At 65.4% G+C, this 21,649-nt stretch carries 18 protein-coding genes and 1 pseudogene; 14 read left to right on the plus strand and 5 right to left on the minus strand.

Annotation, left to right across the window (positions count from 1 at the left end):
- Positions 1-391: 391 nt before the first annotated feature.
- Positions 392-715, minus strand: a complete 324-nt coding sequence (locus ACTHNR_RS07395; protein ID WP_440546921.1) for a thioredoxin family protein — start codon at positions 713-715, stop codon at positions 392-394.
- Between the two features lie 175 nt (positions 716-890).
- Here ACTHNR_RS07395 and ACTHNR_RS07400 point away from each other — a divergent pair, with 175 nt between their 5' ends.
- The 4 genes and pseudogenes from ACTHNR_RS07400 to ilvA all read left to right on the plus strand — a co-directional run.
- The gene (locus ACTHNR_RS07400) at positions 891-1,661 is read left to right on the plus strand and encodes an SDR family NAD(P)-dependent oxidoreductase (protein ID WP_440546922.1); all 771 of its coding nucleotides are present in this window, start codon (positions 891-893) and stop codon (positions 1,659-1,661) included.
- Positions 1,662-1,743: 82 nt separating this feature from the next.
- On the plus strand, positions 1,744-1,896 hold the full coding sequence (locus ACTHNR_RS07405; RefSeq protein ID WP_440546923.1) for a hypothetical protein: 153 nt from the start codon (positions 1,744-1,746) through the stop codon (positions 1,894-1,896).
- Between the two features lie 308 nt (positions 1,897-2,204).
- Positions 2,205-2,975 (plus strand): aquaporin Z, encoded by a 771-nt coding sequence (gene aqpZ, locus ACTHNR_RS07410; RefSeq protein ID WP_440546924.1) that lies wholly within the window; start codon positions 2,205-2,207, stop codon positions 2,973-2,975.
- Between the two features lie 195 nt (positions 2,976-3,170).
- Positions 3,171-4,223, plus strand: a pseudogene (gene ilvA, locus ACTHNR_RS07415) (threonine ammonia-lyase, biosynthetic); the annotation flags it as partial.
- 61 nt (positions 4,224-4,284) lie between these two features.
- Here the strand turns inward: ilvA and ACTHNR_RS07420 are convergent.
- On the minus strand, positions 4,285-5,874 hold the full coding sequence (locus tag ACTHNR_RS07420; protein WP_440546925.1) for a methyl-accepting chemotaxis protein: 1,590 nt from the start codon (positions 5,872-5,874) through the stop codon (positions 4,285-4,287).
- A 548-nt stretch (positions 5,875-6,422) separates the two neighbouring features.
- On the opposite strand from ACTHNR_RS07420, the gene ACTHNR_RS07425 reads away from it, so the two are divergent.
- From ACTHNR_RS07425 to ACTHNR_RS07435, 3 genes are all read left to right on the plus strand, one after another.
- Positions 6,423-7,328 (plus strand): aldose epimerase family protein, encoded by a 906-nt coding sequence (locus ACTHNR_RS07425; RefSeq protein WP_440546926.1) that lies wholly within the window; start codon positions 6,423-6,425, stop codon positions 7,326-7,328.
- 152 nt (positions 7,329-7,480) lie between these two features.
- Positions 7,481-8,191, plus strand: a complete 711-nt coding sequence (locus ACTHNR_RS07430; RefSeq protein ID WP_440546927.1) for a peptidoglycan DD-metalloendopeptidase family protein — start codon at positions 7,481-7,483, stop codon at positions 8,189-8,191.
- A 457-nt stretch (positions 8,192-8,648) separates the two neighbouring features.
- Positions 8,649-10,277, plus strand: coding sequence for an acyl-CoA synthetase (locus ACTHNR_RS07435; protein WP_440546928.1), 1,629 nt, complete (start codon positions 8,649-8,651; stop codon positions 10,275-10,277).
- Positions 10,278-10,308: 31 nt separating this feature from the next.
- Here ACTHNR_RS07435 and ACTHNR_RS07440 read toward each other — a convergent pair whose 3' ends face one another.
- Positions 10,309-10,839 (minus strand): cytochrome b, encoded by a 531-nt coding sequence (locus ACTHNR_RS07440; protein WP_440546929.1) that lies wholly within the window; start codon positions 10,837-10,839, stop codon positions 10,309-10,311.
- A 206-nt stretch (positions 10,840-11,045) separates the two neighbouring features.
- Between ACTHNR_RS07440 and ACTHNR_RS07445 the strand changes: the two genes are divergently transcribed.
- Both ACTHNR_RS07445 and ACTHNR_RS07450 read left to right on the plus strand, forming a co-directional pair.
- On the plus strand, positions 11,046-11,369 hold the full coding sequence (locus tag ACTHNR_RS07445) for a DUF2288 domain-containing protein (RefSeq protein ID WP_440546930.1): 324 nt from the start codon (positions 11,046-11,048) through the stop codon (positions 11,367-11,369).
- Between the two features lie 84 nt (positions 11,370-11,453).
- Positions 11,454-11,627 carry a hypothetical protein gene (locus ACTHNR_RS07450; protein ID WP_440546931.1) on the plus strand — a complete coding sequence of 58 codons (174 nt, stop codon included), beginning with the start codon at positions 11,454-11,456 and terminating at the stop codon, positions 11,625-11,627.
- Between the two features lie 102 nt (positions 11,628-11,729).
- On the opposite strand, the gene ACTHNR_RS07455 is transcribed toward ACTHNR_RS07450, so the two are convergent.
- Positions 11,730-12,668, minus strand: coding sequence for a LysR family transcriptional regulator (locus ACTHNR_RS07455; protein WP_440546932.1), 939 nt, complete (start codon positions 12,666-12,668; stop codon positions 11,730-11,732).
- Between the two features lie 207 nt (positions 12,669-12,875).
- On the opposite strand from ACTHNR_RS07455, the gene ACTHNR_RS07460 reads away from it, so the two are divergent.
- The 4 genes from ACTHNR_RS07460 to ACTHNR_RS07475 are packed head-to-tail and all read left to right on the plus strand — an operon-like array spanning position 12,876 to position 17,691.
- Complete coding sequence (locus tag ACTHNR_RS07460) at positions 12,876-14,393, plus strand: efflux transporter outer membrane subunit (RefSeq protein ID WP_440546939.1); 1,518 nt, start codon at positions 12,876-12,878, stop codon at positions 14,391-14,393.
- 10 nt (positions 14,394-14,403) lie between these two features.
- On the plus strand, positions 14,404-16,590 hold the full coding sequence (locus ACTHNR_RS07465; RefSeq protein WP_440546933.1) for an FUSC family protein: 2,187 nt from the start codon (positions 14,404-14,406) through the stop codon (positions 16,588-16,590).
- A 12-nt stretch (positions 16,591-16,602) separates the two neighbouring features.
- Positions 16,603-16,803: a DUF1656 domain-containing protein gene (locus tag ACTHNR_RS07470; RefSeq protein WP_440546934.1), complete on the plus strand. Its 201-nt coding sequence runs from the start codon at positions 16,603-16,605 to the stop codon at positions 16,801-16,803.
- Positions 16,804-16,827: 24 nt separating this feature from the next.
- A complete protein-coding gene (locus tag ACTHNR_RS07475; RefSeq protein WP_440546935.1) occupies positions 16,828-17,691 on the plus strand; it encodes an efflux RND transporter periplasmic adaptor subunit in 864 nt (287 codons plus the stop codon).
- 51 nt (positions 17,692-17,742) lie between these two features.
- Here ACTHNR_RS07475 and ACTHNR_RS07480 read toward each other — a convergent pair whose 3' ends face one another.
- The gene (locus ACTHNR_RS07480) at positions 17,743-19,419 is read right to left on the minus strand and encodes a methyl-accepting chemotaxis protein (protein WP_440546936.1); all 1,677 of its coding nucleotides are present in this window, start codon (positions 19,417-19,419) and stop codon (positions 17,743-17,745) included.
- A 489-nt stretch (positions 19,420-19,908) separates the two neighbouring features.
- On the opposite strand from ACTHNR_RS07480, the gene ACTHNR_RS07485 reads away from it, so the two are divergent.
- Positions 19,909-21,174, plus strand: a complete 1,266-nt coding sequence (locus ACTHNR_RS07485) for an MFS transporter (protein WP_440546937.1) — start codon at positions 19,909-19,911, stop codon at positions 21,172-21,174.
- Positions 21,175-21,649 lie beyond the last annotated feature (475 nt).

The raw sequence follows: 21,649 nt of genomic DNA on the forward strand, positions 1-21,649 counted from the left end.
TAAAACGTCGTTCTTTACTACTGGAATTCGGAGGGTAAAGCGGATGCAGATTCAGTGCAGATATGCCGATGGAATCGGCGATAAGAAACTAGGCGCGAACCGGATACTTGTCAAGCGGCGAAGCGAATAGGCGCATCGGTCTTCCGAATGCCCACGGGCGTCCTGCCTCTCGGACCGGGCCATTCGATGATGATGAGAACTCGCCTCTTAACGAATAGAGCGATAAATCGTAAGCTAATCGTCAATTAAAATATAAAGGTCGTTCTTTCCGCATTCATTGCAAAAGAAAATGACGATTCAGCGATAAGACATTGAAATGGTTCAGCAATAGCGAAACGAACGATCCATCTAATCGCTGAACGCAGCGGGGCACGAAGATTGCGGCAGCTTGCTATGCCAGCGCGGCCACGGCCTCGTCGACGGCGCGCGCGTCCGTCGGCCGAACGACGCGCGCCACTTCCACCCCGTCTCGCAAGAAAATCAGCGTGGGCCACAGCTTTACCTTGAACGAGCGGCCCAGCGGCCTGCCGGGCCCATCCTCGATCTTCAGGTGGCGAAGGGCCGGGGCCCGGCCGAGCGACTCGCCGATATGGCGCTGCGCCCCTTGGCAATAGCCGCACCAGTCGGTGCCGAATTCCAGCACGGTCGCGCCCGGCAGCGCGTCCACCTCGGCGCGCGTCGGCGCCTCGCTTGCATAGCCCGTTCGTTCAGTCATGACGTGTCCTCTCCGTTCGGCGCTTTTCCAGGGCCAGGTCGCTTGCGCGTCGGGCCTAGCCTGGCGCTTACTCTATCCATGGGTAATCGGCAAGCAGGCATTGTGCCCCGGCTGCCGGTATGGCGCTTGCGGAGGAGAACGGGAAGCAACCGTTACCGTCCATTGGAGCCCAGCCATGAAACTGAAAGACAAACGCGCGTTCGTCACCGGCGCCGACTCCGGCATCGGCCAGGCGATAGCCGAGATCTTCGCCCAGGAAGGCGCCGACGTCGCCATCGTCTATCACACCGACCGAGACGGCGCCGAGGAAACTCGACGGCGCGTCGAAGCCGCCGGACGCCGCGCGCTCGTCATGCAAGGCGACGTGGGGGATTCCGACAGCGTGCGCCGGCTGTTCGACGACGCCGTCCACGCGCTCGGCGGCCTCGATATCCTCGTGAACAACGCCGGCGTGGGGACGGGGGGCGCGAGCGTCGACGAGATCGAAGACGCCGAGCTCGAGCGCGTGTTGCGGACCGATTTGATGGGCCCCCTCTTTTGCTGCCGGGCGTTCGTCAAGCTGCGCAAGCAAGCCGGCGGCGGCGGACGCATCGTGACGATCTCGTCCGTTGCGCAGCACCTGCCCACCCCGGAGAGCGCGCCGTACGGAATGGCCAAGGCCGGGGTCGGTTCGCTCACGCGCAGCCTGTCGCGCGAAGTCGCCGACGCCAGAATCAACGTCAACAACATCGCGCCGGGGCTGATCGAAACGCCGATGACGCAGCCCCGTCTCGACGACCCGGCGAAACGCGAACAGTCGTTCAAGACGATTCCGTGGCATCGCGCGGGCCAACCGCGCGAGATCGCGCGCCTTGCGCTGTTCCTCGCGTCGGACGACGGCGACTATGTGACAGGCCAAACCTGGACGATCGACGGCGGCCTGAGCATGCAATGGGGCGGCGCGTAATGCGAACGGCGCAATGCCGCCGCCGTGCGGACAGCGGCGCGGCGATCAAGCGGCACCTGAATCGACATTGCAGGAGAGCATCATGAAGCTACGAGCAAGCGACCCCACCACGCCACCGATCCCCGACCAGCCGACCATCCCCGATGCGCCGAGCCCCGGCACGCCCGGCGACGTCCCCGATGTCGGCACGCCGGAACCCGAGCCCGATCAGCTACCGGGCACGGCCGGGGATTGACCGCGAAGGGGCGCTCCGCCATTGCCGCAGCACAGACACAGACATCCCCTCAATGCAATGACATGCGAGGAACGACGAGCGGTGTTTGCCTGAGAATCTTCCAGCGCGGCGTTTGAATCCCATATGTCGAGCAATCGCCGCGCGCGAACGCGCGCCGCCCCCCAGGCGAACGGTTTCTTGCACTACGCTCTTCACAATAGTTTTGACCACGCCGGCGCGCGAATCTCATAAGATCCGAACACCGTGAGGCGACCGGCTGCATCGGCCTTCTCAATCGATCCCCTATCATTTCATTAGGAGTCCAAACTATGCCCGCATTGCGGCGCTTCTTGGCCGAGGCCTTCGGTACCTTTTGGCTCGTCTTCTGCGGCTGCGGCTGCGCGCTGATTGCGGCCAGCTTCGGCGCCCCGGGACACGAAATCGGCGTGGGCCTCCTCGGCGTGTCGCTGGCGTTCGGGCTCAGTGTCCTGACGATGGCTTACGCGATCGGCAACGTTTCGGGCGCGCACCTGAATCCGGCCGTGACGATCGGCCTGGCGGTCGCGCGCCGCTTCCCCGTGCGCGACGTGGCGCCGTACATCGTCGCGCAATTGATCGGCGCTGCACTGGCCGCGTTCGTGCTGTCGCAGATCATGGCGGGCAACCCGGCCTTCGATGCGGCCTCGAGCCGATTCGCAGCGAACGGCTACGACGCCTACTCGCCGGCTCACTACTCGATGATGGCGGCTTTCGCGTGCGAGGCGGTGATGACGGGCTTTTTCGTCTTCGTCATCCTAGGCGCGACCGACAAGCGCGCACCGGCGGGCTTCGCCCCGATCGCGATCGGGCTGTGCCTCACGCTGATCCATCTCGTGTCGATTCCGGTTACGAACACCTCGGTCAATCCCGCCCGTTCGACGGGGCCCGCGCTGATCGCGGGCGCCTCGGCCATTCATCAGCTATGGCTCTTTTGGGCGGCGCCGATCTTGGGCGCGATCGTCGCGGGTATCCTGTATCCCGCCATCGCGGGGCACGGCGAGGAAAACGCGGGCGAGCAAGGCGCGCTTGAAACTGCTGGCCTCGCGGCACGCGGCGATTGACAGACCGTTGCCGATCCGCCATCCTTGCGCAATGAACCGCCGCGCCCTGCCTATCGTCGCCATTATTCCCGCCATTCCAATCATGGTGGGTTAGCGCGCATCCGCAGCAGTCACGAAACCCGCCCTGAAAGGCGGGTTTTTTGTTTTCCGCCTCCCGGGCTCGCTTGTTACGCAACGCTATCCGAGGAGCCTTTTATGCAAACATCGCTCGCCCCGCGCTCAGGCGACGCCCGGCACGACACGCGACACACCGGCGGCCAGGTCGATTACCTTCAGCAGATCCTGAACGCGCGCGTCTATGAGGTCGCACGCCAATCGGATCTGCAATTCGCGCCGCAATTGTCGGCGCGCGTGCGCAATTCGATCTATTTCAAGCGAGAGGACCAGCAAAGCGTTTTTTCATTCAAGCTGCGCGGCGCGTACAACAAGATGGCGCACCTGCCGCCCGACGTATTGGCGCGCGGCGTCGTGACGGCATCGGCGGGCAATCACGCCCAAGGCGTCGCGCTGGCGGCGGCCAAGCTCGGCGTACGCGCACTCATCGTCGTTCCGCAAACGGCGCCGAGCGTCAAAGTCGACGCCGTTCGCGCCCATGGCGGGCCCACGGTCGAAGTCGTCCAGTTCGGCGAATCGTACAGCGAGGCGTATGCGCACGCGTGCGAACTGCAGCGTCGGCACGGCCTCGCCTTCATCCCGGCGTTCGACGATCCGCACGTGATATCCGGACAAGGCACCGTGGCGATGGAAATATTGCGCCAGCATCAAGGTCCGATCCACGCGATCTTCGTGCCGATCGGCGGGGGCAGTCTCGCGGCCGGCGTGGCGGTTTATACGAAGGCCGTGCGGCCCGAGGTTCGCGTCATCGGCGTGCAGACGGAGGATTCGTGCGCGATGGCTCGTTCGCTTAGCGCCGGCCGACGCGTGGAGCTGGCCGACGTCGGGCTGTTTTCGGATGGAACGGCCGTCAAGCTCGTCGGCGAGGAAACCTTCCGTCTTTGCAGCGCCTATCTGGACGAAGTCCTGACGGTCGACACCGGCGCGCTATGCGCTGCCATCAAGGATGTCTTTCAGGACACGCGCAGCCTGCTGGAGCCGGCCGGCGCGTTGTCGGTGGCGGGCGCGAAGCGTTACGTCGAACGATGCGGCATGAGCGGCGAGACGCTCGTCGCCGTCACCTCGGGCGCTAACATGAACTTCGATCGCTTGCGCTTCGTCGCCGAGCATGCGCAAGGCGCCGCCGAGCGCGAGCGTGCGCTCACATGACGCTCGGCGTGCGAGAAAGAGCAAGGCTTTATTCGAGCAGCGCGCCCTATCGGTGAGCCGCATCGGCGGTGAGATGAAAGACGCTGACCGCCGATTCGAGCGACTGCGTCTGCTGGCGCAACCCCACGGAGGCCGCCGCCGATTGCTCCACGAGCGCCGCATTGCGCTGCGTGAGGTCCGACACTTGACCTACCGCATCGTTGATCTGCGCAATCTGCAGGCTCTGCCCGCGGCTCGCGGCCACGATCTCCTGCAGCGTGTCGGTGAGCCTCGTCACGAACTGCTCGACCGTGTTCATCGTTTCGCCGGCCCGGCTGGCCGTATCCGTCGCCGTGGTGACGGTGTCCATCGTGCTTTCGACGAGATCCTTGATCTCGCGTGCCGCGCCTGCCGCGCGTTGCGCGAGGTTGCGCACCTCGGTTGCCACGACCGCGAAGCCGCGGCCGTATTGCCCTGCTCGCGCCGCCTCGACCGATGCGTTCAGCGCGATGATGTTGGTCTGAAAGGCGATGCCGTCGATCAGCGACGTGATCTCGGCGATCTTGCGCGAATGGTCGCGCACCTGCGTCATGACCTCGACGGTCTTTTGCACCTCGCGCGCCGCCGATTCGGCCGACTCGGCCGTCTCGTGTCCCGCGGCGTTCGCCCGCTCCGCCCCGAGCGCATTGCGCTCCGCCGTCTGCGTGATTTCCGCCAAGCTCGCCGTCGTCTTTTCGATCGCGCTCGCCTGCTCGTCGGTGCGGCTCGCCAAGTCGGCCGTGCCGTTGGCGAATTCCTGCGTCGCCCGCTCGATCACGTCGATCGATACTTTCGCGTCGATCAGAATGCCGACGAGCTTTGCGTTCATTTGATTGAGCATGCGCGCGAGCCGCCTCGCCTGCGCATCGCCGCGTTCGGGAAAGCGCGCGCGGATATGGCCGCACAGTACATTCAGCGCGCTGTCGTTGAGCGCCCTGAGCGGCGTCAGCACTTCACGCATGAGGTACCAGCCCGTGACCGCAGCCATGACGATGCCGAGCGCGCCCAGCGAAACGCTCAGCATGGCCGACGACAAGCCGGGCACGAACGCATCGCGCGCCGCGACGCTCTGCAGCGCGAACAGCGCCATGAGAAGCGCCATCACACCCCACAGGCGCAGCGCCACGGGCAGACGCAGCACGCGCGCGAGCACGCCGCGCAGCCCCGAACGCTCGAGTTCGCCGCCTTCGAGGCGCATGCCGTGGCCGCCCGAGGCGTCAAGCCGTGCATACAGGCGCGTCGCCTCCTCGATTTGCTCGTCGGAGGGCTTCGTCCGTACCGCCATGTAACCGACTTTCTGCCCGTGTTCGAACACGGGCGTCACATTGGCGAGGGCCCAATAGCCCTGCCCGTCTTTACGCCGGTTTTTGATGAGCCCAGTCCAAGGCTGGTCGCGCCCGATCGTGTCCCACAGGTCGCGAAATACCTCGGCGGGCATCTCCGGATGCCGAACGATGCTTTGCGGCTGGCCCGACAATTCGTCTCGCGAATAGCCGCTGCTCTTCACGAAGGCCTCGTTCACGTAGACGATGCGTCCCGCCGTGTCGGTGCGCGAAATGACGACGTCTCGGTCGGACAAGCGATAGGTTTCGCTAGCCGTGGGCAAATTCTCGGTCATGGGTTAGGACGGTCTGTCGATGCGAATGAACCGTCCTACGATACGAAATACCGTGCTGGGACAGCTTGACCTGCGTCAAGTCGGCGCACGGTCGGCGCGCCAAGCGCTCGCGCGAACCCGGTGCGAAGCCGGTACCGTGACCGGCAGCGCCGTCGAACGGGCCGAGCGCGGCGCGGCCGCGCCGGTCAGCGCGCTAAGCGGTAGAAGAACAGGACCGTGCTGCCGGTAAAGATGCCGAACAGCGCGAGGCCCATTGCCATGGCGAGATCCATGCTGGCTCCGGAACGATAGCAGTTGAACGCGAGCGCGGGCGTGGAAACGTGACGACGGCAAGAAAAAGGCCGTCTTGTGAAAAACAAGGGCCAAGATACGTCTCAAAGAGACAAAACACCCACACGCGACGCCATTATGGCTTGGCCTCGGCCGCCTCGAAAGCGGCAATTTCCCCAGCAGGGTTTTTCCCGAGCCCATCCCGAGGCACAATCGCATCTCGCCGCGCTTCGCCCGCCGCGCTAGGCGCTTCTTTTCACGTACGAGTGCAGCCCATCATGACCGATACCCCGCAGCCCGCTTTCGTCGATATCGCGCACGGCCCGTCGCATCTCCAGCTCGCCCCGCAGTGCGGAGGGCGGCTCCTCAGCTGGCGCATCGGCGATGAAACCGTCATTTACTGGCCCGAGCGCGCCGACTGGAGCAACGTGTCCCGCGTACGCGGGGGCAATCCGCTGCTCTTTCCGTTCCTCGGGCGGCATCGTGTCGACGGCCGGATCGGCGAATGGCGCGACGGACAGGGCATCGTTCGCGCGCTGCCGATGCACGGTTTCGCGCGGGACCTGCCGTTTTCGCACGCGATCGACGACGACGGCCGAGGCGTGCGCATGACGCTCGTCGATACGCCGGCCACGCGCGCGCAGTATCCGTTCGCCTTCCGCTTCGAAGCCGCCTACCGGCTGGCCGATGAACGCTCGCTCGATGTGACGCTCACGACGTCCAACCTCGGCAACGCGCCGCTGCCTTACTACGCCGGGCATCACTTCTATTTCGCGCTGCCGCACGCACTGCGCGGCGAGACGACGCTCGAGCTGCCGCCGACCGAACGCCGCCGCCAACTCGAGGACGGATCGATCGGCGCGCCGGAAGTCGGCGACCCGCGCTATACGTTGGACGACCCGCGGATCCACGATCGGTTTCACTGCCTGCAGGGCGTCCCGAAGGCCCCGGTGCGGCTCGAATCCCCATCGCTGCGCCGACGCATCGAGATCAGCCTCGATCGCCCGGGCTCCGCACCCTGGTACGCGGTGACGACCTGGACCGAGACCGACACGTCGGACTTCTATTGCGTGGAGCCGTGGCTCGGCCTGCCCGACGCCATCCATAACGGCCTCGGCCTGCGCTGGCTCGAGGCGGGCGCGACCGAGACGGCTTCGCTGCGCATCGTCGTTTCCGAACTGTGACGGGCTTCGACTTCGGCTGTTTTTGGGTCTGAAGTCCGAATCGCTGTCTTCTTGCACATTCGTCGACCTACCGCCGTTACAATCGGACGTTTTGTCCGTCGCGCCGCAGACCCGGCGCGGCGGCGCGTTCCGAAGGTGTCGAGCGAGGTTCAATGTTGCAAAAAATAATGACGCGGCTCGCGTGCGTCCCGCTGGCCGTCGCACTGGCCGCATGCGGGTCGGCGCCCGTCGCTCCGGGGTACTATCGCGTCGAGCGCGGCGACACGGTGACAAAAATCGCCCGCAGCCACCGGGAGTCGGTGCAAAGCATCGTCCGCTGGAACAACCTGGCCAATCCCGACGCGATCGAAGTAGGCCAAGTATTGCGCGTCGCGCCGCCGGGCGGGAACACGTCCGCCGGCGCGTCCATCCGCTCCAATGCGGGCGCCGCGTCGGTCGCCCCCGCCACCGGCCGTTCAGCGCCGCGCGCGCTGCCAGAGGCCTCGCCGCCGGCAAGCGGCATCGCGCTCGTCTGGCCCACTTCGGGCAAGGTCGTGCGCAGCTTCGACGGCGTCAATTCCAAGGGCATCGATATCGTCAATGCGGCCGGCACCCCCGTACTGGCGGCCGCGGCGGGCACCGTCGTCTACGCCGGCAACGGCCTGCGCGGCTACGGCAACTTGCTCATCGTCAAGCACAACGCCGACTTCCTCACGGCCTACGCGCACAACCGGAAGCTGCTCGTGAAGGAAGGCGATCATGTCGACCAAGGCCAAACGATCGCCGAGATGGGCGACACCGACAACGACCGCGTCGCGCTGCACTTCGAATTGCGCTACGGCGGCCGATCGATCGATCCGTCTCGATACCTGCCGTCGCGTTAAAGTGTGGCGAGCGACGGGCGCCGCGAGCGGCCTTCGGGCGCCCGCACCAAAAAAAGAGGCCCGACGCGATGTCGGGCCAACGGGGGTTCGGCGCAGTGAGGCAAAGGACCGGTTCGCCATGCGCCGATTACAAATTTAACGATTTTGCAATACATGCACAATCGAATTATTGAACAAAAAGCGGTAATTGACACATAGTGCCGAGATAATGTCATAGAAATACGGCGCCGCCGAATCGATCGTGTGCCGAGCGGTGCGTAAAAACTCGCTGCGCCGCGTGCGGAAAGCCGCAGCGGGAGCACGAGAAACGGCGCCTGCAATGGCGCGAAAGCGGTCGATTAGCCGTCAATCGACTGATCTAATCGAGCGCGGCGCAATTGATCTGCATTTTTGGCGATTTTTTTATCGACGAATTAATCATTCCGCCAGAAGATAAGAGGAATAGAGGAGACGCGACATGCTTACCCGAACCAGCAGCTACGAAGCGCTCGTCCAAGGCTTTACCTGGTCCATTCCCGAGCGATACAACATCGGCGTCGACGCTTGCGACAAGTGGGCCGACGGCAGCGGCAGGCTTGCCCTCGTCTATGAACGGCGCGACGGCGAGATCGTCCGCTACAGCTTCGACGAACTCAAGGCGCTCTCCAATCAGCTCGCGCACAGCTTCGAGCGGCATGGCGTGGCGCGCGGCGAACGCGTCGGGATTTTCCTTCCGCAAGCGCCCGAAACGGCGCTCGCTCATCTGGCGGCCTACAAGCTCGGAGCCGTGGCGGTGCCGCTCTTTGCGCTGTTCGGCGTCGAAGCGCTGCAATACCGCCTGTCGAACAGCGGCGCCGTCGCGCTCGTCACCGATTGCGCCGGCCTGCAAAAGATCCTGCAGATCCGCGATTCGTTGCCCGAGCTGAAGACGATCTACTGCATCGACGGCGACACCCGGCCGCTCGAAGCCGACGGCGTGCTGCCGTTCTGGCCGTCGCTCGAGCACGAGGTGCGCGTGTTCGAGCCGGCCGATACGCGCGCCGACGACCCGGCCGTCATCATCTATACCTCGGGCACGACGGGCAAGCCCAAGGGCGCTTTGCACGCCCATCGCGTGCTGCTCGGGCATCTGCCCGGCGTCGAGATGCCGCAAGCGTTTTTCCCCGAACAAGCGCGGCTGATGTGGACGCCGGCCGATTGGGCGTGGATCGGCGGCTTGCTCGATGTGTTGCTGCCGGCCTGGCATCACGGCGTTCCGGTGCTCGCGCGCCGTTTCGAGAAGTTCGACGCCGACGCCGCCTTCGATCTGATGGCCCGCCACGGCGTCACGCACGCGTTCTTGCCGCCGACCGCGCTGAAGATGCTGCGCACCGTCGAACGGCCGCGCGAGCGTTATGCGCTGTCCCTCGTCGCCGTGTCGAGCGGGGGCGAGTCGCTCGGCGAGGAGCTGATCGAATGGGGCCGCGCGCAATTGGGCGTCACGCTCAACGAGTTCTACGGCCAGACCGAATGCAATGTCGTGGTGAGTTCGTGCAGCGTGCTCTTCGAACCGCGCATCGGCTCGATCGGCAAGGCCGTGCCCGGCCATCGCGTTCAGATCGTCGACGATGCGGGCCGCGTCCTGCCGGCCGGCGCGGAGGGCAACATCGGCATTCATGCGCCCGACCCTGTCATGTTTCTCGGCTATTGGCGCAACCCCGACGCCACGCGCGAGAAGTTCGCGGACGAGTATCTCGTGACGGGCGATATCGGCGTCATGGACGCCGACGGCTTCATTCGCTTCGTGGGACGGAACGACGACGTCATTACGAGCGCCGGGTACCGGATCGGCCCGGGGCCGATCGAGGACTGTCTGCTCGGGCATCCGGCCGTGCGCATGGCCGCGGTGGTCGGCGTGCCCGACGCGACGCGCACCGAAATCGTCAAGGCGTTCATCGTGCTGAACGAAGGGTTCGCGGCCAGCGACATGCTTGTACGCGAGATCCAAGAACACGTTCGCACCCGGTTGGCCGCACACGAATATCCGCGCGCGATCGCCTTCGTGGAAAACCTGCCGATGACGGCGACCGGCAAAATCGTGCGCCGCGAACTGCGCACGCTAGGGTAACGGGTCGTCCCGATGCGCCCCGGCGCGTGCACTACGCCATCCGGCGCATCACGCTGTCGCGCAGCACGAAGTGGTGATAGAGCGCGCCGAGTACGTGCAGGCCGATCAGCCCGAGCATGACCCAGGACAGCACGCCGTGAACGTCGCCGAGCGCATGGCCGATCGAGGAGCCCGTCGGGGAAAGCGCGGGCAGCTTCAGGCCCAAGAGCGTTACCTGCCAGCCGCGCGACGAGGCGTTCGCCCACCCCATCAGCGGCTGCACGATCAACAGCAGATAGAGCAGCCCATGCGTGAGATTGGACACGCTGCGCATGAACGCGCTGCCGTCCACGGGGCGGGGCTCCGCACGCAGCAAGCGCCACAGCACGCGCAAGATCATGACGGCGATGATGGAAGTGCCCAGCACAAGGTGAACGTTGATCAAGCCGACGGGCTGCGTGCCGCGATGGATGTCAGGCATCGTCCACGCCACGACGTATTGCGCCGAGAGCAGCAGCACGACGAGCCAATGCAGGAAGCGGGCAAACGGATCGTATTTCGAAAGGGTGACTTGGCCGGCCATGGGGGTGTCCTTTTGGATAGACGAATGAGATGGCGCGACGCGTCGGCCCGAATCGACCAGGGCCCGAGCGCCGCGGCGCAATTGCGGCCGATTGTAGTCGCGCAACCTTAAGGGATCCTTGACCGACCGCAGAAACGCCGCGATGTCGCGCCGCACCGCCATGGTTTATAGTGACGGCCCTTGCCGCCCCTTGACGCCCGCCCCTCATGACTGCCCCCGAGCGCCCCGCCGCCAGTACCGGCCACAGCCCGCTTTACCTGAAGCTGCTCGCCGAAACGGCGAAAATCGACTGGCCAGAACTCGAACGCTTCTTTGCCCGCGGCATGCTGCTGCGCGTGGCCCGCGATCTGGACCTCGTAACGGTCGCGGCCGCCATCGCCGAAGACGACAGCGCGCAAGTCGCGCAGTGGCTCTCCTCGGGCCTAGTCGAGCGCATGCAGGCCGAAACCGCCGCGGATTTCGCAAAGCGCAATCCAGAGCTTTGGGCTGTCGTCGTTTCCCCTTGGGTGTGCGTGCAGGAGCGCGGCTAGACTAGCCTCTCCTCCATACCCTCCATGTGGCCTCTCTTGTCCTAGTATGTAGTTGCGCGACCCCAATCGCGAAAGGAGGCTGCCATGGACGCTGAATCGATTGCCGGGCTTGTCGGGCTCGCCGTCGGGCTGCTCGTGCTGCTGGCGTTGACGGTATTCGAGTCGCGCTCATATAAGCGCGATCACAACGGCGAAGGCATGATTCACCACTGGATGGCCGAGCATCACATGCTCGACTGGCGGCGTACGCGGCATTAGGTGCCGCGTTAGCACGCCGTCGGGCGCGGCATTGTCCGCCGCCCGCCGTTACTGGCCGGCCCGCCGAGCCGGCGCGGACCGCGCGAGGAACGCGCGGCGCTCTCACGTGCGCGCGAATTCCTTCAACGCGGCCTGATCGGCGGCGAGCGTGGCCGGCAATTCATCGTGCAGGAAATCGACCCACGTGCGGATCTTCGCATCGAGGTATTGCCGCGACGGATAGAGCGCGTAGATATTGAGCGGCATCGACGTGTACTCCGGCAATATCCAGACCAATTCGCCGCTCCTGAGCCCGCGCATTGCCGAATACATCGGCAGCACGGCGATCCCCATCGCCTCGCGCACCGCTACGGCCATCGAATCCGCGCTGTTCACCTGAAAGACCGCGTCCGGCACGCTGAATGTCTCCGCGCCGTTCGGACCATCGAAATTCCATTTGTCGAACACCGATGCCGGGGTGACGATCCGCAGGCAGTCGTGGTTCGCCAGATCGGCCGGCGTGCGCGGCACACCGCGGCGCTCGAGATAAGCAGGTGCGGCGCACGCGATGCTAAATACACTGCCGAGCCGCTGCGAAATCAGGCCTGAATCGGGCAGATCGTAGCCGAGCACGACGGATACGTCGAACCCCTCGTCGAGCAGGTCCGGAATTCGCTGAGCGAGGGTCATCTCGACGGAGACGTCGGGGTAGCGCCGCTGGTAGCGGCCGACCGCCGGCACGATGTAATGCGTGCCGAAGCTGGCCAACACATGCAGCCGCAGTTTGCCCGACGGCCGCGCGTGCGCGTCGCTCGCCTCGGCCTCGGCCTCCTCGACGTAGGCGAGGATCTGCTGACAGCGTTGCAGATAGCGCTCCCCCGCCTCGGTCAGGGCGATCCGGCGCGTCGTGCGATTGAGCAGACGCGTGTGCAAGTGCGCTTCAAGATCCGACACCGCGCGCGACGCATAAGCGGTCGTGGTGTTCAGATGCTGCGCCGCGGCCGTGAAACTGCCGGATTCGACGACGCGCGCGAAAACGCGCATGTTTTGGAGCGTATCCATACCCACCTCTGTCATGTCTCTGCGGCGCGATTGTTGCACGTTTCGCAAAGCCGATTATCTCAACCCAGGTAAAGATCCATTACATCCTTACGGCTTATTCGACAATCCCGCGAAAAATATAATCGGTTGCGTCAAATAACGTCGCCGAGGGAGAAAATCGTGCGATTGCCGATCGCCAACCTACGCATCGCAGCCGCCTTTCTTGCAATGTCGCTAATAATAGCCGGCTGCGCCGGAACAGGCGGAATCGCCCCGCAGCGACAGGCGCTCGAGCCCGCCTCGCTCGACGTGGGCGCCGCCGTACGCGCGGCCGATCGTAGCGCCAACTGGCCCGACGCGGATTGGTGGCGCGCATACGGCGATCCGCAACTCGATACGCTGATGGCCGACGCCGTCGCAGGCAACCCGACACTCGCCGCAGCCGATGCGCGCGTGCGCCAGGCGCAGTCGCTCGCCGGCGTGGCGGCTGCCGAACTGGCGCCGCACGTGACGGGCAACCTGTCCGTCACACGCGAGCACTGGCCGGACAACCCGCTCTACTACGGGCCGGGGACGCTGGCGAACCAAAACACGTGGAACAATACGGGCACGCTGGGATTGTCCTACCGCCTCGATCTTTGGGGCGGCGACGAGCGCGCGCACGAGCAGGCCCTGGACGCCGCGCACGCGCGGGCGGCCGACGCGCGGGCCGCTCGGCTCGAACTCGAGGTCAATCTCGCGCGGGCCTACGTCGACTTCTCGAAGCAGTTCGCGTTGCGCGATGTCGCCGTCGATACGCTCGCGCGTCAACACGAATTGCGCGACCTGGCTTCGCGCCGTCTAAGGGGCGGGATCGGCACCCAGCTGGAAGTGAGTCAGGCCGAAGCGCCGTTGCCCGAGTACGAGCGACAAATCGAGGCGCTGAACGAAGCGATCGAACTGGACCGTAACCAGCTCGCGGCGTTGACCGGCAAAGGTCCCGGGGCCGGCGCCGCGTTGGCGCGCCCCGCGCTCGCGCTGGATGCCGCGGTCGCACTGCCCTCGATGCTGCCGGCGGAGCTGATCGGCCACCGCCCCGACGTGGTGGCGGCGCGCTGGGCCGTGGCCGGCGCCGCGCGCGGCGTCGACGTGGCGCATGCGGCTTTTTACCCCAACATCAATCTGGTCGCGACGCTCGGCGGGTTTGCCGCCGGCGGCCCGTTGTTTCAGTTCCTCAATGCGGCCAACGGGGGCTGGACGGCGGGGCCGGCGCTCTCGCTGCCGATCTTCGAAGGCGGCGCGCTGCGCGGCAAGCTGGGCGCCGCCGCGGCGGGATACGACGAGGCCGTCGAGCACTACAATGCCTCGGTCGTGTCGGCGCTCAAACAAATCGCCGATCGAATCGTTCAATTGCGTTCGCTCGACGCGCAACAAGGCGACGCATTGCGCTCGGCCACGGCCGCGCAGCGCAGCTATCAACTCGCGCAGGTCGGCTTCAAGCGGGGCCTGAACGACTACGTCAACGTCATCGTGAGCGAGACCCAATGGCTCACCGCGCAGCAGCGCGTCGCGAGTATCCGCGCCGCTCGGCTCGCCGCCTACGCCTCGCTCATGGGCGCGCTCGGCGGCGGTCTTGCCACGCCGGCCGAAGCCCCCGGCACGGACGAGATGCAGCCTACGTCGCATCGCTCGAACGCGCATGCCTCGTCCCAGGGCGCGCCCATCGCAAGACACCAAGCCGCCGAGCCGAGCGGCGAGTCTCGATAGCAGGCGCGCCATGGCCGAACCCATATTCCCCTCGCCGCGATCGCTGCCCGCGCTGCAAGCGGCCATCGTCGAATGGGCGCGTGCGGACGGGCGCACCTGGATCTATTTGTTCAAAGCGCTGACCGCCGCGTTTCTCGCACTCTGGATCGCCATGCGGCTGGATTTGCCGCAGCCGCGCACGGCGATGACCACCGTCTTCATCGTCATGCAGCCGCAAAGCGGCGCCGTCCTCGCCAAGAGCTTCTACCGGATCGGCGGCACGCTCGTGGGTCTTGTCGCCACGCTGGTCCTGATCGCCGCCTTCGCGCCGCAGCGCGAGTTGTTTCTCGGCGCGCTGGCGATATGGACCGGCATCTGCACTGCCGGCGCCGCGCGCAACCGCAACTTCCGCTCGTATGGCTTCTTGCTTGCGGGGTATACAGCGGCATTGATCGGCATTCCCGCCGCTCAGCATCCGGACGGCGCCTTTCTGTCGGCGCTCACGCGGGCAGCCGAAGTCACGCTCGGGGTGCTGTGCGCGGGCGTGGTCAGCGCGCTCGTGCTGCCGCAGTACGCGAGCCTGCAAATGCGCTCCACCGTGCGCGCGCGATTTTCGGCATTCGTCGAATACGTCGCGGCCGCGCTGTCGGGACGCGTCGAACGCGCCCAGATCGAACGCACGAACGCACGCTTTCTCACCGAGATCGTCGGGTTCGAGGCCATGCGCAGCGTTGCCGTATTCGAAGGCCCGGAAACGCGCGGCCGCGGCGGCCGCCTCGCTCGACTGAACAGCGAGTTCATGACGGCCTCGACGCGATTTCACGCGCTCCATCAACTGATGAACCGATTGCGCGGGGCCGGTGCGATAGAAGCCGTGGACGCACTCGAGCCGTATTTCAAGGAACTGGCGCCGCTTCTCGTCCCGCCGGACGAGCCCGTGCTGACGGCCGCGGACGCCGCGCTCTCGGCCCGCAAGCTGGAAGCGTTCAGGGCTGCGTTGCCGCGACGCGTGCGCGACACCCGCGCCGCGTTGGCCCAACGAGCAGGGTTCCCGCTGCTCGACTTCGATACGGGCGCGGAACTCCTCTACCGCTTCGTCGACGACATGCACGCCTACGCGCTCACCTACGCCTCGCTCGCCGCAACGACGCACGAACGCGAGCGTTCCCCGGAGCGCTACGAACCGAAAACCAACGCCGTGCTGACATGGGTGGCCGGCGTGCGCGGCGCGATCGTGATGGGCGCGCTGAGCGCGTTCTGGATCGCGACGGCCTGGCCGAACGGCGGCATGCTCGTGCTGAACGCCGCGGCCGTCTGCGCGCTCGCGTCGTCCTCGCCGCGCCCCACGCGCATGGCGTTTCAAATGACGCTCGGCACGGTGCTCGCCGCACTCGTCGGCTTCGTCGTGGTGTTCTGGGTGTATCCGCGCATCGACGGTTTTGCTCTGCTGTGCGCCGCGCTCACGCCGCCGCTCGCGCTCGGCATTTTCATGACGACGCGATCGAAGCTCGCGGGCTACGGCGCCGGCTACTGCATCTTCTTTTGCGTGCTGGCGGCCCCCGATAACATCGTGCACTACGATCCCGCCGGCTTCGCGAACGATGCGATCGCACTGATCCTGTCGATGGTCGCCAGCGCGGTCGCGTTCGCGGTCCTGCTGCCGCCGTCGACGCCCTGGCTGCGCGGCCATCTGCTCGCCGACTTGCGGCGCCAAGTCGTGCTCGCCTGCCGAGCGCCGCTTGCGCGCGTGCGGGGCCGTTTCGAGAGCCGGGCGCGCGATCTCGCCTTCCAAGCTCATGCGCTGCTCGAGCAGGAACCGCAGGCCCAGCGCGATGCGCTCGCCTGGCTGATCGCCGTACTCGAAGTGGGCCACGCAGTCATCGACCTGCGCCGCGAATTGGCCGCGTTGCCGAGCGATGCGCGCTACGCCGCCACGATGCCGTGGCGGCGCGGCATCGCGCGCTCGGGCAAGGCATTGACAGCGCTGTTCTCGCGGCCGACCGACGCGCGCCTTGACGCCGCTCTAGCGGCCAATTTCGATGCGATCGCCGCGACGCAACAGGCGCTCGCCACGTTCGCCCCGCCACGGGAGGACCGGCGCCGTCTGCAACGGATCCTGAGCTATCTGCACTTCGTGCGCACGGCGCTGCTCGATCCGCAATCGCCGCTCGCGCGCTATGCGGGCGCGGCGCCCACCCACGCCGCGGCACCGGCATGAAGGAGCACCCTAATGTCACGTGAAATCGCCGTCCTCGGCGCCTACCTGCCCGCGCTCGTGCCGCTCTGCATCGGCGGCGCAGCGCTGACTTGGCTCGTCGATCGCCTCCTCGCGAGCGTCGGGCTTTACCGCTTTGTCTGGCACCCGGCGCTCTTTCGCGCCAGCCTGCTCGCCTGCGTCTGCGGCGCCCTCGGGCTCGCCGTCTATCGCTGAGCGCTCTTTCGCCCCAACACCATCATGACGCTTCGACACATCATCGGTTTCATCGCGACGGCAGTGCTCGTCGTGCTCGCATTGACAATCGGCCGCACGCTTTGGGTTCACTACATGGACGAGCCGTGGACACGCGACGGCCGCGTGCGCGCCGAGATCGTGAACGTCGCGCCCGACGTCTCGGGCGCGGTGGTCGAACTGCCGATCGCGGACAACATGTTCGTGAAAAAGGGACAAGTGCTGATGCGCATCGACCCGGCCCACTATCAAGTCGCCGTCGAACAGGCCGAAGCCGCCGTGGCGGCCCGACGCGCCGACTGGCAAATGCGACGCGCCGACGCGGCGCGTCGAGCCGACATGGACAGCCTCGTCGTATCGAAGGAAAACCGCGAAAACGCCACGAGCGCCGCATCGAGCGCCGAGGCGCTCTACCGCCAGGCGCTCGCCGCGCTCGACGCCGCCAAGCTGAACCTCTCGCGCACGACGATCGTCTCGCCTGTCGACGGCTACGTGACGAATCTGTCGGTGTTTCGGGGCGACTATGCGACGGCCGGCACGCCCAAACTCGCCATCGTCGATAGCCATTCGTTCTGGGTGTACGGCTATTTCGAGGAAACGAAGCTGCCGCGCGTGAGGATCGGCGACAAGGCTCGGATTCGCCTGATGAGCGGCGGCGTGCTGCAAGGCCACGTCGAAAGCATCTCGCGCGGCATCTACGACCGCGACAATCCGCAAAGCCGCGAGCTCGTCGCCGACGTGAACCCGACCTTCAACTGGGTGCGCCTCGCGCAGCGCATACCCGTGCGGATCCACATCGACACCATTCCGGATGGGCTCGTGCTGGCGGCGGGAACGACCTGTACGGTGATCGTATCCCCAGCGCATTGAACAGCTAGGAAGCGGGCGGGCCCGACAGAGGCCCGCCGCTCGGGTCAGCGGTTAGCGGTTAGCGTGCAGCCTGAACTGGCCGACCAGCCGCTTGAGCGCCTGCGCCTGATCGTCGAGCGAGCGCGCGGCGGCGGTCGCTTCTTCGACGAGCGCGGCGTTTTGCTGCGTGCCCGCGTCCATCTGCGTCACCGCCAGATTCACTTCCTCGATGCCCGCGCTTTGCTCGGACGACGCGGCCGAAATCTCGCCCATGATGTCGGTCACGCGCTTCACGGCCTTGACCACTTCATCCATCGTCTGCCCCGCGTCTTGCGCGAGGCTCGAGCCGTTGGCGACGCGCTCGAGCGACGTGTTGATGAGCGTCTTGATCTCCTTGGCCGCCGCGGCGCTGCGCTGCGCGAGGCTGCGCACCTCGCCGGCCACCACGGCGAAGCCGCGGCCCTGCTCGCCCGCCCGCGCCGCTTCCACGGCCGCGTTCAGCGCAAGGATGTTGGTCTGGAACGCAATGCCGTCGATCACGCCGATGATGTCGCCGATGCTCTTGGCGCTGTCGTTGATCTCGCCCATGGTCGTGACGACGCGCGAGACGACGCCGCCGCAGGTCGAGGCGATTTCCGACGCATTGTTGGCCAGCGAACTGGCTTGCTTCGCGTTGTCGGCGTTTTGCTTCACCGTCGAGGTGAGCTGTTCCATGCTCGTCGCCGTGCGTTCGAGCGACACGGCCTGCATCTCGGTGCGCTGCGACAGGTCGAGGTTGCCCATCGAGATCTCGCTCGCGGCCGAGGAGATCGCTTCGGCGCTCGCCGCGATCTCGCCCACGGTCGCGGCCAACCCGGTCTGCATTTCCGACAGCGCGTACAGCATGCTCGAGTTGTCCTTCTTCGCGAGCGCAATGCGGTTCGACAGATCGCCGGCCGCGATGTGGCTCGCGATTTCCTTCGCGTAGGCCGGTTCGCCGCCGAGCTGACGCGTGAGACGGCGCACCACGGCTTCGCTGACGACGAACGCAAGCACGATCAGGCCGACGGTCATCGCCGCCATCATCACGAACGACGACTTGAAGATGAAGGCCGACTTCTCGATCGTCGATTTTGCTTCGGCGCCGCGGCGCTGGACGAGGTCGTCGACGGATTTTTCGAGCTTGCCCGTTTCGACGAGCAGCGACACGTCTTGCATGCCGACTTGCCAGTTCATCTGCGACAGGTCGAGCGACTGCGCCTTCACGAGCGTCACGAAATCACGCAGGTGCCCGGCCCAAGTCGTGACGGCCGCTGAAAACTTTTTCTGTTCGGCCAATCCTTCGCCATCGGACGGATCGGTGTACTGCTGCAGCGTCGCCACTTCGCCGTTGATGGCCGACAGGCCCTTTTCGATGTCGGCGCCGAGCTCGTCGCGCTCCTTGGCCGTGGTGGCCGTCAGCAGCATTTTTTGCGCGCGGCTCGCGCGCAGGACGTTCGCTCGGACTTCTTCCGCCGCGCGGCTGGCGACGTGGCCCTGTTCGTAGATCGACTTGATCGAGCCGTTCAGACGCTCGATCTGCGCGAGCGAGAACACGCCGATCACGAGCGTGCCGACGAGCACCACCGCGAATGCCAAACGCAGCGACGCCTTCACCGACAAACCGCTCAACTTGCTCTTCGCCGCGCGCTTGTGCCCACGGCCGCCGGCCCCCGTGCTGTCCGGAACAAACCCCGCACCGGAACGCCTGCCCAGCGATACTGCCTTCATATGAATCCCCTTTCTTATCACCTGCCGCCGTGGGTGGGACGGCAAAAGCCTTGTTTACCTTCTCGGGTCAACGGCATCGACGCCGCGGTTCTTTAGCTCACGGCGAAGGATGTAAACCCGGTGTGGCGGCTCGTGGCGCGCCAGACGCTTTATAACTCGCCAAAAAGGCGGCACGGCGACAAGCGGCAGCGCGATCAATATTGCTCGCTTCGCTTTTCTTCCAGGGAGAGAATCGCTACGCAGACGGCTACCGCTCGCATCGGGCCATTGTTCTGGCCCTTGTTGCCATCGAAGCACAGGACTGGGAGCACGCGGACCCACGCCGCGGATGTCTCAAACAAGACAAACTTTGTCCGATTATTCATTTCAGGACAAACTAAACTCGTAGCGTACGCAAGTAAGACGATTGGAACGCCCCGAATGAAACGCCCGGCCCGCCTCGCCGGCCGGCGGGTGAATACCGTCGCTTTCCCACTTCCCTAGCCCACGATGCAAACGACCCTCAATAAGAACGCCCTCGCTACGGATGCCTCCGCTGCACCGGCTAGCGCGGCCCCCGGCACGGCAAGTCCCGTCCCGCGTACCGTCTACTCGGTGCTCGGCGCCATCAGCTTCTCGCATCTGCTCAACGACATGATTCAGTCGCTGATCCTGGCCATCTACCCGATGCTGAAGCAGAACTTTTCGCTGTCGTTCGCTCAGATCGGCCTCATCACGCTGACTTACCAGATCACGGCGTCGCTGCTGCAGCCGCTCGTCGGCCTCTATACGGACAAGCGCCCGCAGCCCTATTCGCTGCCGGTGGGCATGGGCTTCACGTTGACGGGGCTGGTGCTGATGTCGATGGCCCCGAGCTTCGGCGTACTGCTGGTCGCCGCGGCGCTCGTCGGCTGCGGGTCGTCCGTGTTTCACCCGGAATCGTCGCGCGTGGCGCGCATGGCCTCGGGCGGGCGCTACGGTCTCGCGCAGTCGCTGTTCCAAGTGGGCGGCAACGCGGGCTCGTCGCTCGGGCCGCTGCTTGCCGCGCTGATCGTCATTCCGCACGGCCAACGCAGCATTGCCTGGTTCTCGGTGGCCGCGCTGGTGGCGATCGTCGTACTCGCCAACATCGGCCGCTGGTATAGCCGCCACCCGGCGACCAAAAAGAAGGCCGGCGCGCGGGCAGTGCATCCGACGCTGTCGAAGTCGCGGGTAACGTTGGCGGTCGGCGTGCTGGTGCTGCTCGTCTTCTCCAAGTACTTCTACCTGGCGAGCTTGAACAGCTACTTCACGTTCTACCTCATCGATAAATTCCATCTGTCGGTGCAAGCCGCGCAGATCCACTTGTTCGTCTTCCTGGCCGCCGTGGCGGCGGGCACGATCATCGGCGGGCCGATCGGCGACCGCATCGGGCGCAAGTACGTGATTTGGGCGTCGATCTTGGGCGTCGCGCCGTTTACGTTGATGCTGCCGTACGCGAATCTGTTCTGGACCAGCGTGCTGACGGTCGTCATCGGCGTCGTGCTGGCCTCGGCGTTCTCGGCCATCATCGTCTACGCGCAGGAACTCATCCCGGGGAACGTCGGGATGGTGGCGGGCCTGTTCTTCGGGTTTGCATTCGGCCTGGGCGGGGTGGGCGCCGCCGTGCTCGGCGATTTGGCCGACGCAACGAGCATCGGCTACGTGTACAAGGTCTGCTCGTTCCTGCCGCTGATCGGCATTCTGACGATGTTCCTGCCCAACATCGAGCAGAAGCGGCAGCCGCGTTCCGCTTAAGTCGCCGCTATATCGACGGCCCCGGCACGACGCGGGGCTCCGTCGGTCCTAGAAGCTCGCTTAGGCGACGCTATGCGGTTAAAAGAGGAGTACTTTGCGCTTTCCGACGGCTCCCCGTCTTCGCAATGGACTTCTTGATGACCGAGCTAATTCACACTTACCGCGCCGGCTTACCGCTCGAGCCAGCCGCCGTCTCACCGGCTCTCTCGTCAATGGATCGACAGATAACAGTTACTTGTCCCAATCAGATATTATTGCGCGATGGCTTCGGATCGGCGAGACGGGCGGACATCATGCAACTTTTGACGCTGGAAAAATTGCGTGCCATGCAACTATCATCGAAGACGGCCCCACCGAGGTCACAGTGCTAAACGTCATCCATGCGCGACGAAAATATCCCTGAGCCGCGCCGCTCAAATTCGAGCCGTCCACCCCTCGGCGTACGCAGCCAAAAAGCGCCGCAAGATGCCTGACG

The sequence above is a fragment of the Trinickia sp. genome (assembly GCF_051954495.1).
Classification (GTDB): Bacteria; Pseudomonadota; Gammaproteobacteria; order Burkholderiales; family Burkholderiaceae; genus Trinickia.